Here is a 13,392-nt window from a genome sequence, read left to right as displayed (position 1 = left end):
ATGATTTTTAACAAAAGACATACTTATATTTCTATTTTATTCGTAGGGATGATGGCATTCGGGCAGATGAGACCGAATGCTTCTCCTTACACCAATGAAGGTACTTTTGAAAAGCTTAAAAAGAAACACAGCTTTATTACTCCTATTGACCGTCCGATACCCCAAAATATCAGAATTGATAAAGATATTGAATATGGCACTGCTCATGGAATTTCTTTAAAAGCAGATGTTTACTACCCTGCTGATTCGTCAAAAAAACATGCAGGAATTGCTATGGTACATGGTGGAGGCTGGATTTCCGGAAGTAAGGAAAATGAAAAATACATGGCAATGGAGCTGGCATCAAAAGGTTTTGTGGTCATTGCTGTTGGTTATCGCCTTGCTGATATTGCCAAATATCCTGCAGGTATTGAAGATATTGAAACGGCTATTCAATGGGGCAGAAAAAATCACAGACGATATGCTTTAGATCAAAATAAAATGGCAGTTTTAGGTGAGTCTGCCGGTGCACAGATGGCAACCCTGGTAGGCGTAAAAGCCAAAAACAAAATAAAGGCGATCATCAATATTGACGGAATTGTTTCGTTTATCCATCCTGAAGCTGAAGAAAGTACGTATGCCTCTTACTGGCTGGGTGGTGACAGGGATATCAATCTCAAAAACTGGACGGAAGCCTCACCGTTGGAATATGTAAATCAACATACACCGCCTACTCTTTTCATCAACAGTTCGCAGCCCAGATTCCATGCAGGAAGAGATGATATGATGAAGAAACTGCAGTCTTATGACATCCCTACTGAATTTTATGAAATCAAAGATTCTCCGCATTCATTCTGGTCGGCAGAACCGTGGTTTACAGAAACTGTGAAGTATACTGTAGATTTTTTAAATAAGGTTTTAAAATAGCTTTTAATCTCAAACGGATCAAATAAATGGTATGAAAAAATCACTTTTAATTCTATTCATAACAGCAGCTCAACTGCTATGGGCATGCGAACCATACATTACGATTATAGTTGATCAGAAAGGAAGCGGAGACTTTACCTCCATTCAAAAAGCCATCAATTCTATAAGAGATCTGGGACCTGCTGAGGCATTAATCAAAATAAAACCGGGGACCTATCATGAAAAGATAGAGATTCCCTCTTCGAAACATAAAATCACTCTGGAAGGTGAAAACAAAGAAAATACGATCATTACCCATAACGACTTCTCCGGAAAGCCAGATGCGTTCAATGAAAAGATGACGACGTTCAATTCATATACGGTATTGGTAATGTCGGATGATGTTAAAATTACTAATCTCACCATTCAAAACAGCTCATGCAACGAAGGGCAGGCTGTTGCGCTTCATGTAGAAGGTGATCGTTTTATCATGGTAAACGCTGCTATTTTGGGATGTCAGGATACTTTATATTCTGCGACCAATCACAGCAGGCAATATTTTGAAAACTGTTATATAGAAGGAACTACAGATTTTATTTTCGGACAGGCTACTGCCGTATTTAAAAACTGTACGATTAAAAGTCTCGCTGATTCTTATATCACTGCAGCCGCCACCGAAATTGACAGGAAATATGGTTTTATATTTTTTGACTGTCAACTGATTGCAAAAGATGGCATTTCCAAAGTGTACCTGGGAAGACCTTGGAGACCTTACGCCAAAACAATTTTTATCAATACGGAAATGGGAAAACATATTCTTCCCGAGGGCTGGAACCCATGGAAAGGCGATAAAATGTTCCCTGATAAAGAAAAAACTGCCTATTATGCAGAATCCGGAAGTAAAGGGGAAGGCGGAGACACCTCAAAACGCATCAACTGGTCTCATCAACTCACCAAAAAAGATCTGAAAAATTACACCCTGGAAAAAATATTTGATGGCTGGAACCCTAATTATTGAACAGACGCAAAGGGGGCAAAGATTAAAAAAAATATACTGTTTACAATCCAAGAAAATCAGAAATTTTCAACAGTTTTTATGATTGAAAATTTTATCGAAAATAAAATCATTGCCCCCTAAAACACTGTCTTTTAACTTCATTAGCTCCTTTGCGTTTTTCCAGCTTACTTGTCTGATGATGTAGAATCAATTGTAACAAGATAAAAAAATTTATAAAAAACAACTATGTATAAAAAGCTTACCCTACTTCTTTTCTTCCTCTCAATCATGACATGGGCACAACAACCAACCCTGTTTCTGATTGGTGATTCAACGATGGCCAATAAAGAAAATCCTGATAAAAACCCGGAACATGGCTGGGGACAGATGTTTCCCTCTCTGTTGACCTCCGGAATATCCGTTCAGAATCACGCAACTAACGGGAGAAGTTCAAAAAGCTTCAGAACGGAAGGAAGATGGAATAAAGTAATAAATCAGCTTAAGAAGGGAGATTTTGTCGTTATCCAGTTTGGGCACAACGATCAGAAAATCAATGACTCGACACGGTTTACCAATCCATATACTCAATACAGAGCCAACCTTGAAAGATATGTGAACGAAGCGAGATCTAAAGGTGCTATTCCAATTCTGATGACGTCTATTGTCAGAAGAAACTTTAATGAGAATGGTGTTTTGATGGATACACATAAAGAATATCCTTTGGTAGTAAGAATGGTTGCCAATGATCTTAAAGTTCCTTTTGTGGATTTACAATTATTGTCAGAGCAACTGGAAATTTCTTATGGTCCGGAAAATTCAAAAAAGCTGCATCTGCATTATAAAAAAGGGGATGAAAATTATTATCCGGAAGGAAAAGATGATGATACTCATTTGTCAAAGCTGGGAGCTGAATCCGTTGCAAAACTGGCAGCGGCTTCATTGAAAAGTTTAAACACCGGATTAGAGAAATATATTAAATAAAAAGTTTTACGATCTGCGCGGTTTGTCATTATGCACTAATCAGACAGCAATATTTTTTTATCAGGTAATACATGATGATAAAAACAAGAGTTTAAATTTCTTCGGAATGATAAGATGCATAGGTATGTAAGTGTTTATAAATATTAATTTGTTCCGGAATTAATACAGTGATACAAACTACTCGTTTAGACTATCCATAAAGTTTATCATTCTGAAGGAATTCGTACAGCAAAGATTTTTTTATTGGGTAATAAATAAAAAATTTAGATTTCTAGAGAATGACAGAAGGAACGCAAACAGTTCTCTGCAGATTTTACAAAATTTCAATTCAAAAAAGATAAAAATGGATTTAAAAAAAGAACCTTTCTTTAATGGAAACTCTGATTGGGAAGATCTGGGAAACGGTGTTTCAAGACAGTTTGTGGGCTATAATGCTCAGGTAATGATGGTGATTGTCAAATTTACGAAAGGAGCAACCGGAGAATTACACCAGCATTTTCATTCTCAGATTACATATGTGGCATCCGGGAAGTTTGAGGTTACTGTAGACAATGCAACAAAAATTCTGCAGGAAGGTGATGGCTTTTTTGCACAGCCCAATGTTTTCCATGGGGTAAAATGCCTTGAGGAAGGAAAACTGATTGATGCTTTTACACCTTTTAGAGAGAATTTTCTTATTTAGGAAGCCGGAAAAAGGAAGATAATAATGAAATTTAATATGCAGGTACTTTTAAACCTTTGCGCCTTTCCGAATATTCAACAGAAAAAAGCAGATCTATTCTTCATTAGATTTGAGCTCTATACTCCAATTATTACTGCTTTATTTTAGCATTTAATCAATTTCAATTTGTGAATTTAAATAAATAATAAAATGCAACCGATTAACCAAATAAAATATTTAACATTATAATTATATAAATATTAATATAGTAAAATATAAAATAATTAAATATTAACTTCATAATTTTACTTCAGAACAAATCACAAAATATAAACTATGAAAACAAAGTTCAAAGCTGTCTTCTTTACAGCAGCTCTAAGTTCAGCTTTTGCCCTTACCGGATGTGGTCACGAAGAAATCAATAATGACCTGGCAGAAAGCGAAATCAATATTAAAAACAGTCTTACACAAAAGATTGTTCCTCTGGCCAATTGTGTGGCTCCCGGATGGGCTTCTGAAAACGGAGGCACTACCGGAGGAGGAACGGCTGCAGAGACTACTGTTTCCACGTATGCCCAATTAAAGGCTGCTATTGAAAATACGGCTGTAAAAGTGATTAAAGTAACCGGAACCATTACCATCACTACGCGTTTATCTCTTCAGGATCAGACCGGAAAAACAATTTACGGAACAACCGGAGCTAAATTGGTATCTACAAACCAGACGAAAGACGGCTCAGGAATTATCAATGTTAAAAGATGTAACAACATCATTATCAGAAACCTTATTTTTGAAGGTCCGGGAGCTTACGATACTGACGGCTGGGATAATGCCATTCTTGATGACTGCCGAAATGTATGGATAGACCACTGCGAATTCAGAGATGGTGTGGATGGAAATTTTGATATCAAAAACAAATCAGACTTTATTACAGTTTCCTACACCAAATTCCATTATCTGAAAGCTCCAAAACCTGGTGGTTCAGGCGGAACGGATGACCACAGATTCTCTAACCTCATCGGATCCAGTGATGGTGCTACTGCTGACGCCGGGAAGCTGAATGTAACCTTTGTCCGTTGCTGGTGGGCTCCGGGATGCAGAGAGCGTATGCCTAGAGTAAGATTTGGCAAAATCCATATCCTGAACAGTTATTTCAACAGTTCTGTAAGTAATAAATGTATTGCAGCAGGAGTACAGGCCAATATTCTCGTAGAAAGAAATGTCTTTGAAAACGTAAAAGAGCCTATTAATTTAATGAGCGGTTTTACAGCAGTAACGCAAACGGGAAGTAGTTTCATTAATGTTACAGGGAATATTAACGGAAGCGGAACAGCATTCACACCGCCATACAACATAGGAAAACTAAATGTTGCGGATGTGAAAGCAGATGTTACAGCTAATGCAGGTGCTACTTTAGGAGGAAATGTTTGTGACGCATTTTAAATCATAAATAACAGTAGTAGTAATACAAGGAGGGTGCCTCAGGAATGAGGTGCTCTCTTTTGTATTCCGGCCTTTCAGTATTCTATAAAGACTAGATAAAGCCTAAGGTTTTGATATAAAAAGCGGACTAAAGCCCGCTCTTATTAATATCTGTTGCTATTCTATTATTTTATTTTTTTCAAGCCATTTCGGATATTCCTTAGCAAGCAGTTTTTCGGCAAAGTCTCCAAACCAGCTATATCCATTTCTCCTTTCTTCCGAAACTTCATTATAATTATACTTTACACTGCCATCCCGGTCTCCAAACAGAGGTTTGTTGGTATGAATATCATAGAATCTCGCCCAGATCACAGAATTTTTATCTTCTGCCAGTATTCTCACCGCTTTCCCGTTCTGTTTTGCTACATTATAACTGTACCCTTCAATTTTATTCTGCTTAAACCACTCTACTGCTGCTTTTATAGACTTTTCTATTTCAGGAGTCACTGGCTGCTGCATCAAAAACCTAATAATTCCTACCGATTCTCCCGTAGCTAATGAAACAGGCTCAAAAGCTCTTGCTTTATCCGGCTGCAAAGTAATTTCATTATACTGATCAGCCCAAATAGAAGAATTTCCCTTTTGAAGAACCTGAGTTTTTAAAATACATCCGATGCCCTTCTGAACTGCAATTTTTGATTTTTCTTTTAGGGAAGAAGAAACCACATCAAAACCATTCTTTCCTTCCGCTGCGTTATACAGAACTGTCAGGGCATTGATCATCGCATTATCATTATAAGTCACCTGCTTTCTGTAGAGTCCTGTATTGGGATAATATTGTGGAAAACCTCCGTTATCATACTGCATAAGAAGAAGATAACTGATTCCTTTTTCTGCTGCTTTTAAATATTCAGAATTTTTTGTAGTTGAATATGCTTTAATCAATCCATTGATTTCTCTGGAAGTTGCATTATTATCAATAGTTGCATGATCATCCCCCGTAGACTTTATCTTTCTCAAAAGATTTTTATCAACAGGCAGATTATAGTTTACCACTGACTTATCTTCCAGCTGTTTTCCCCAGCCGCCGTTACGAAGCTGATAGACCAGCATTTTCTCTGCCAGTGTATCTTTCAACTGAGCAGAATAATTTACCGCCAGTAACCCCAATGTAAATGTGTAGATTTTTAGATTCATTTTTTATTATTTAAAATTATCCCTTCATTACTCTCCTACTTTCACCACCAATGGTTTTGCAATGATCTGAGCCTGCTTCTGAAGCATATTCTCCCAGTCTTTTTGTGTTTGCACCTGTCCGCTTTTCTGCCAGGCAAACCCTGCATAATATGTTAAGGTTTTATAAGGCTTTGTAATAACATATAGATGACTTTCATCAGGAACATCTGAGGTAAAAGCGATTGATTTTTCAACGATTTGCGGATTCACAACAATTCCTTCTCCCACAAAAGCATCGTCTATTTTCTCCCAGTGAAGATAATATCCGTTTTGGTTATTCAGTTGGGTTTTTCCTTCATTTTTATGCAGCGTAATTCCAATAGTATAGTTCGGAACAGGTTTTTCTGATTCAAAAACAGATTCAAACTTTGAAAAGTTGGAAGCCAGATCCAGTGAAACTCTTTTGGTTTCTTTTACCCCAAATTCACTCCATGGCTGATAAGTCAATTCAAAAACTGTTCTTAAAGGACCTTCAGCAATTGTTCTGGAGGCAACAAAGTTTTGGGAAACCTGAAGTTTTTCATTTTTCCAGATTCCAATCCCGCCAGTTCCTCTGCTGTTTCCCACATGGTAAGGATCATAGCCTTCACCTCTTGTATCTTTATGATAATACATAGGATCTGTAAGATAACCTTTGTACCATGTATTGATAACAGGCCGGTCTGTTCTTTTCAGCCAGATGTCAACACCACTTGAAAGCGTACTGCTTTTAATTCCCTTTAAAGCTTCCTGCTGGCCTTTTGGACCGTAGACTCTGAAAGCAATTTTATCATTTTCCCAGGCATAATCATCTACCCTTTCCGGGACTAATCTCGAATAGGTAGAAATCCCGATTTCCGGGATTTGAACGCTCCTATCCGCAACAATAGTGTATATATTTGTTTTTTCTGCGTCAATATTTACCAGAAAAAGTAATTCTTCATTTTTCCCATCAGCATCATAATCTATCCATTGAATAGGAAGCCATTTTCCTTTTGCATCTTTTATCCTAAGTTCTTCCTCACTGTTTTTATGTAAAAATGACCGCAGCATAGTTCTGGGAATTGCCACTACTTCATTTCTGGAAAAATCCAAAGAATTAACAACCTTTACAGATCTTTGAGCATGTAAAAAACATGAAAAAATGCAATCGATTGCGCAAATTAATTTAAAACTTATTTTATTCATAGATAGAGGTCTACATTTTCACCAAAAATAGAAAATATTTTCAATATGAAGACCATAAACTTAGAGTTTCACATACTCTATAATAACTTCTCGAAATTCATATCAACTTTTCAGTGTGTAATTAAAGTATTGACCGCCCTTTAGATAAATTTTCATCTGCCTCTGATTCTTTCAAATATCGGATCTTCCTATTTTCATTACAATATCTGATTGACCCTGATTGAATATACCTGAAATAAAAAACTTCAACAGGATACTGTATTTCCAATCGGTCGAACTCCTCTTCCAGATCAGTTGAGTATTGGTAGAATAAAGAGACAATTCTATCGATCGCTATCTGCTCATCACAATTTTCAATTCTTTGAATAATTTTTACAGCATGGGCGTAATCTTTAATTTCCTTCTTTTTAGCCTTATACGAGTACAAATCGAGAAGTAAGCCTATTGTATAACCTGATATTTTAAAAGCTTTTTCAAATGAACCACTATAATATGATGACGCAGGCAGATCATCATGAAGATACCACAATAAAGAAAACATTATGGGCATTGCAACATCATAAGCCCTGCAATCAAGATATTCTTCAAGAGAAGGCTCCAACTTTTGCACTTCGATAGTACGCTGCATCAGAACATTATCCAGATATTTAACCGATTCAATTTTGAAAATATTTTTTGCATCCTTTGTCCAGTCATTTTCTGAACAAAAATTCACAATTGGATAAAATAACTTATCAACATCCGGGTGCTCATCCAATGCTGTTTTAAACCCTTTAATGATCTTAACAATGTGATCCAGATCTACGGAATTGTCAAAGAATTGGTCGTCTATTAAAGCCCACATGCTGTAATACCGACAAATAGATTTAAGTTTTTCTATAACCCCAAAAGGAAAAATGTAGGCTGTATATTGGGCTCCCACTGCAATATAGTCACCATACAACGCAGTGTTTTCATTCATTACATTGAAAGCTGGTGTCTTAATAAAGGCTTTCATATGCTGTACCAACACATCTAATTCAGGATGCACCCTAGTTGGAAGGTTTGATTCAAATAATGGTATATTCATTTGATCTAAGTTTTAATGGATATTTTTTTAACATGTATTTGTATCAATCTTGGATAAGATGTTGCTTACTATTAAAGTCTTATCGTTTAATTCTTAATGCATTCCTGTCGCACTGGATCTAAACACAATAAATTTATCTAAATTTAAATATTTCCAACAAGTACTTCATATCTATTTAAGGATGTTATCCTCTCAACTGAAAATATTATCGGAACGGATGACTTTAACAACCTGCTTACTCGTTGTAATCTCAAGAATACCAAGTATTAGAATAATAAATGAAAATTCCGACAGAAAATTCCATAAATTTGAGAAATCTAACCATGGACTTAACAATGAAGATCTACATCAACCGGCAGCATCTATTTAAGGAAATTGACTATCCGGATCGCTACAGAAAGAACAATCTTTTCAAAACTGTACTCGTTATTTTTGGTGTTATCTTTAGTTTTCTAATCCTGGTTAAACCTTTTGAAGTCAATATATTCCAGCAGAAAGTGTCCTATATTATGATATGCTGCTTTCACGCCCTGATACCTTCATTGATTTTATACTTTTACTTTACTGGGTTTAACTACTTGCAGGCCAAAAATCACCAAAACGAAAATTGGTCTTTAGCAAAAGAATATACTCACATTAGCATTGTTCTTCTATTAACCGGTGTATGCAGTTTCCTAATCCGCGATATCATTTATCTGAATTCAAATAATTGGACCTGGAACTATCTATGGGAAGAAGTGAGAAACTGTTTTGTTGGCGGTGTGATTTTGTATTTTTTTATGCGGCTGGCAGTATTCTATTTTGAATCAAAAAAAGATTCCTCCCTGATATTCCAATTTACACCCCTAAACCCCAAAATTGAAGAAAATACGACCAGCACTTTGGTTTATATTAAAACCCAAGTCAAGCAAGATGACTTCAGTTTAGATGTAAAAAATTTACTTTTCGTTAAGGCCGATGGAAATTATATTGAAATAACTTCTTGCAATAATAACCAACTAAATATAGAACTCAAAAGAATTTCCCTGACACAATTTGAAGCACAGGTGCTAGAAGTTCAGAATTTATTCCGTTGTCACAGAGCCTATCTGGTAAACATGAACCATATAAAAAATATGACCGGCAACTCGCAGGGCTACCAACTTTCCTTTGGGCCTACCACTGATAAAGTACCCGTTTCAAGATCTCAACTGGTTGCATTTAATAAACGCTACCAGGAGCTTCTTTCTCCCTAAAACACCAGACCTAGTTATTGGTCACAAAGGTTTGTTGCTGGTAACATAAGGCTCAAACTATGTCTTTTTCAGGTATATATTTGCAGTAAGTACTGGACTAACCAGACGCTTAAGAAATCAACACATACTCTATTATGTCAGCAAAAACATTACCTGCCCAAGTACCAGCGAAAACCAATAAACTCTTTTACATTGACAACCTTAAAATAGTCTTAACAATTTTGGTGATCCTACACCATGCTATCATTGCCTATTGCGCGCCGGGCGGTTGGTATTATACAGAAAAAACAACGAACATGGCAGCAATTGTTCCAGCAACAATTTTTGTAAGCCTAAATCAATCGTTTTTTATGGGCTTCTTTTTCCTGCTTTCGGGCTACTTTACCAAACCATCTTACGATAGAAAAGGTGGTTTAAAATTTACTGGAGACCGTCTGATGAGATTAGGAATACCACTGCTGTTTTATTCTTTTATCCTGTCACCAGCATTGGGCTATATGGTTTATAATTTTGCAGATGGGAATCACGTTACTTATCTGAATTATCTTTCAGGATATCATACCTGGATTGATTTTGGGGTGCTTTGGTTCGTTGCAGCATTATTACTTTTTACTCTGCTGTATGTGGGCGCAAGAAGCCTTATTACAATTAAATTCAAAAATCCTATGCCAACACCCGGAACCACAACCATTTTGCTGTTTGCTGTTGTATTAGGGATTATCACATTTGTGGTTAGAGTTGCATTTCCGGTTGGCTGGGTATTAAAACCATTTGGCTTCCAGTTAGGCCACTTTCCACAATACATCAGTTTATTTGTTATCGGTTTATTGGCATATAAAAATCAGTGGTTTGATTCCTTGTCGATAAAAACTGGTAAAAAACTCAGGATATCTGCCTGGTTAAGTTTACTATTTTTTCCGGTATTTTTTCTGATCAGGGTTAAACTCAACATGCCTATTTCCTGGTATTCCGGTGGCTTTCATTGGCAATCGCTATTGTATGCTGTTTGGGAACAATGGATCGGTTTTTCCATTCTCATCTCTTTATTGAGCTTGGCTAAACATTCGTGGAATAAGTCCTCACCATTATTAAGTAAGCTATCAAAGAGTACTTTTGCTACTTATATTTTTCATCCTTTAGTAATTGTGGTACTATCACTTTCCATTAAAAACTGGTCTGTAGATCCAGCAGTCAAATTTCTAATCCTTGCACCTACCGCTGTAGTGGCAAGCTTTTTATTGGCCTCAATTATTCTTATGATTCCTGGTATAAAGAGGGTCATTTAAACAGTGAGATCGCAAGATCATCTTACTGTTGAAGCATCTTAGGTACTAGGTTCCTTATCATATGGGAATTTTTTTAAATAAATAAGGCAACGATATACTAAAGTGTACCAAGGCTACTGTGTATAAAAAACACTGTTTTCAACTGAATCTTTGACCCAATCAACCTTTAAGATTTGATTTATATTAAAAAAAATATATCTTGGTACACATTGCCTTTTAGTTTTTCAGTAGATACAGTACCATCCTTATCCAAAATCCTAGAATAACAATGCTCTATACGGACTCTTATTTTATCCAGTCTTTGGTTGGTTTCCACTGCATCCCTACTTTTACCATTTACCCTTCCATATTTTAAATCCCATTGTTGAATATTAATTTCCAGCTTGGTGCTAAATTGAGAGATACTGCCATTAATGGTTAATCTTGCCATAATGGATACGGTGCTATTTTTCTTAGGTGCATTTTTTTTCAGGTAAAACAATAACTTAAAAGTTGACCTTTTTGTAGTTTCCATAACTCAATGTTTTGATGTTTAAAATTAAATTCAATTGAATTAAGAGGCAGTATGAAACACGACACAAAACACTGTATTGTAGTTACTTACATATCTATACCTGAAAAACCATTGGTAACGATTTGGTAACCTGCTTTTTCAGTTGGACCTTCTTTAAGTAGCTTTTCGGTGCATCATTCCAATTTTATCATTCTCCTAAAATCCTTTATTCATGCGGGTCTTCACCCGTTTTTACATTTTTTTTAGAGTTCAATACTTTTAATATACAAATACTATTGTTATTTTAGCGGCATAAAAATTTGATTTTAACAATTAAGGATATGAAAAAATTAATCTTATTGGGCGCTGTATCAGCTTTTTTAATCAACTGTAATAAGAAAACTGAAGCTCCGGCTCCCAAGGCAGTGGTAGATACCATCGCTGTTGAAGAACCTGTAATAGATACTTTGGGACCAAAATCGTTCTGCTATATCGGGGTAACAGGAAAAGACAGTGTTTTTGCTTCCATTGATGACAATTTAGGAACCATCACCGGAAAATTATCTTACAAGAACAGTGAAAAAGACAGTTCAAAAGGAGATGTAACCGGGTTCAAGTCCGGAGACACCCTGAAGCTGACTTACGAATTTGCTTCAGAAGGTAAAAAAAGCAAAAGAGATATTTACTTCATCCAGAAAGACAATGCTTTGACAGAAGGGATTGGAGAGCATAAAGACGAAGACGGACAGTCTAAATATGCTGACGAGAAAAAAATCAGTTATAAAGACGGACAGAAGCTAAACACTGCAGACTGTAAAGTAGTGACCGAAGCGTTAAAAAAATAATGTATTATAAATAAAAACAGCCTTGTTCAAGGCTGTTTTTTATTTTATGGTAATTCTGTTTCAATGATTTCAATAAATCGGTTTACTGCTTCATCACCTGTATTCCAGGAAGTAATAAGGCGAATTGCTGAAAAATTCTCATCTACTTTTTTCCAGACAAAAAAATCAAAACTTTCAGACAGTACTCCTATAAGTTCATTGCTTACAATAGGAAAAATCTGATTGGTATAAGTATCTGCAAGAAATGCTACCCCTTTTTTCTGCAATGCATTCTTAATTTTCATAGCCTGCTGATTGGCATGTTTCGCCAGATCAAAATACAGATTATCCTTCATCAGTTCCATAAACTGTATTCCCAACAGTCTTCCTTTAGCCAATAAAGCTCCTTTCTGTTTGATATTAAATGCAAAATCTTCCTGAAGAACAGGATTATTAATAACAATAGCCTCACCTATCAAAGCACCGTTTTTGGTTCCTCCAAGGTAAAAAACATCCGTCAGAAGGGCTACTTTTTCCAGAGTAAGATCACTGATTTCTGAGGTAAGACCATGTCCCAGCCTCGCCCCATCCATAAACAGGTATAATTTCTTTTCTTTACAAAATGCAGAAAGCTCTTCCAGTTCTTTTGCCTGGTAAATAGTTCCCAGCTCTGTAGAATTGGATATATACACCAGCTTAGGCATCACCTGATGCGGTACATTGCTATGTCCTTCTAAAACCGGAATAATGTCCGACGGTCTTAATTTCCCATCCGCGGTTTCAATACTCAGTACTTTATGTCCTGTAGCTTCAATAGCTCCGGTTTCATTATTAAGAATATGACCGGGAGCGGCAGAAATCACGCATTGATAAGGTTTTAAGATTGCTGAAATAACAATTAAGTTAGCCTGCGTTCCTCCTGAAACTAAAAAAACTTCAGAATTCTGATTGTTGATTTTTTCTTTAATTAATGTTTTAGCTTTTAATGAATACTCATCTTCTCCATATCCGGCCTGCTGTTCAAAATTACTTTTTGTAAGCGCTTGTAGAATATTCGGGTGACATCCCTCTGAATAGTCGTTTTTGAATGAAAATTTCATAGAGTAAAAGTAAAAAAAGTTAAAATAACAAGAGTA

At 36.1% G+C, this 13,392-nt stretch carries 13 protein-coding genes; 8 read left to right on the top strand and 5 right to left on the bottom strand.

Annotated features, from left to right (window positions below):
- From GFU89_RS02745 to GFU89_RS02725, 5 genes are all read left to right on the top strand, one after another.
- Complete coding sequence (locus tag GFU89_RS02745; protein ID WP_318845677.1) at positions 1-906, top strand: alpha/beta hydrolase; 906 nt, start codon at positions 1-3, stop codon at positions 904-906.
- 31 nt (positions 907-937) lie between these two features.
- Positions 938-1,903 (top strand): pectinesterase family protein, encoded by a 966-nt coding sequence (locus GFU89_RS02740; RefSeq protein ID WP_318845676.1) that lies wholly within the window; start codon positions 938-940, stop codon positions 1,901-1,903.
- 225 nt (positions 1,904-2,128) lie between these two features.
- Positions 2,129-2,863, top strand: coding sequence for a rhamnogalacturonan acetylesterase (locus GFU89_RS02735; RefSeq protein WP_318845675.1), 735 nt, complete (start codon positions 2,129-2,131; stop codon positions 2,861-2,863).
- Positions 2,864-3,206: 343 nt separating this feature from the next.
- Positions 3,207-3,545, top strand: a complete 339-nt coding sequence (locus GFU89_RS02730; RefSeq protein ID WP_318845674.1) for a cupin domain-containing protein — start codon at positions 3,207-3,209, stop codon at positions 3,543-3,545.
- A 315-nt stretch (positions 3,546-3,860) separates the two neighbouring features.
- Positions 3,861-4,967, top strand: a complete 1,107-nt coding sequence (locus GFU89_RS02725) for a polysaccharide lyase family 1 protein (RefSeq protein WP_318845673.1) — start codon at positions 3,861-3,863, stop codon at positions 4,965-4,967.
- 156 nt (positions 4,968-5,123) lie between these two features.
- Here the strand turns inward: GFU89_RS02725 and pelA are convergent, their stop codons facing one another.
- From pelA to GFU89_RS02710, 3 genes are all read right to left on the bottom strand, one after another.
- Positions 5,124-6,143, bottom strand: coding sequence for a pectate lyase (pelA, locus tag GFU89_RS02720; RefSeq protein ID WP_318845672.1), 1,020 nt, complete (start codon positions 6,141-6,143; stop codon positions 5,124-5,126).
- Positions 6,144-6,170: 27 nt separating this feature from the next.
- Positions 6,171-7,256 (bottom strand): DUF4861 family protein, encoded by a 1,086-nt coding sequence (locus GFU89_RS02715; protein ID WP_318845671.1) that lies wholly within the window; start codon positions 7,254-7,256, stop codon positions 6,171-6,173.
- Positions 7,257-7,470: 214 nt separating this feature from the next.
- Positions 7,471-8,418: a terpene synthase family protein gene (locus GFU89_RS02710; RefSeq protein ID WP_318845670.1), complete on the bottom strand. Its 948-nt coding sequence runs from the start codon at positions 8,416-8,418 to the stop codon at positions 7,471-7,473.
- Positions 8,419-8,753: 335 nt separating this feature from the next.
- On the opposite strand from GFU89_RS02710, the gene GFU89_RS02705 reads away from it, so the two are divergent.
- Both GFU89_RS02705 and GFU89_RS02700 read left to right on the top strand, forming a co-directional pair.
- On the top strand, positions 8,754-9,653 hold the full coding sequence (locus tag GFU89_RS02705) for a LytTR family DNA-binding domain-containing protein (protein ID WP_318845669.1): 900 nt from the start codon (positions 8,754-8,756) through the stop codon (positions 9,651-9,653).
- Positions 9,654-9,787: 134 nt separating this feature from the next.
- The gene (locus tag GFU89_RS02700; RefSeq protein WP_318845668.1) at positions 9,788-10,939 is read left to right on the top strand and encodes an acyltransferase; all 1,152 of its coding nucleotides are present in this window, start codon (positions 9,788-9,790) and stop codon (positions 10,937-10,939) included.
- A gap of 178 nt (positions 10,940-11,117) precedes the next feature.
- Here GFU89_RS02700 and GFU89_RS02695 read toward each other — a convergent pair whose 3' ends face one another.
- On the bottom strand, positions 11,118-11,453 hold the full coding sequence (locus GFU89_RS02695; protein WP_318845667.1) for an Arm DNA-binding domain-containing protein: 336 nt from the start codon (positions 11,451-11,453) through the stop codon (positions 11,118-11,120).
- A 320-nt stretch (positions 11,454-11,773) separates the two neighbouring features.
- On the opposite strand from GFU89_RS02695, the gene GFU89_RS02690 reads away from it, so the two are divergent.
- Positions 11,774-12,277: a hypothetical protein gene (locus GFU89_RS02690; protein ID WP_318845666.1), complete on the top strand. Its 504-nt coding sequence runs from the start codon at positions 11,774-11,776 to the stop codon at positions 12,275-12,277.
- A 44-nt stretch (positions 12,278-12,321) separates the two neighbouring features.
- On the opposite strand, the gene GFU89_RS02685 is transcribed toward GFU89_RS02690, so the two are convergent.
- Positions 12,322-13,356, bottom strand: coding sequence for a threonine aldolase family protein (locus tag GFU89_RS02685; protein WP_318845665.1), 1,035 nt, complete (start codon positions 13,354-13,356; stop codon positions 12,322-12,324).
- Positions 13,357-13,392: the final 36 nt, after the last annotated feature.

It is taken from the genome of Chryseobacterium sp. JV558, assembly GCF_033712365.1.
Lineage (GTDB): Bacteria > Bacteroidota > Bacteroidia > Flavobacteriales > Weeksellaceae > Chryseobacterium.
Note: the sequence above shows the minus strand (reverse complement) of the source record. Positions and strands in the feature narration are given on the sequence as shown.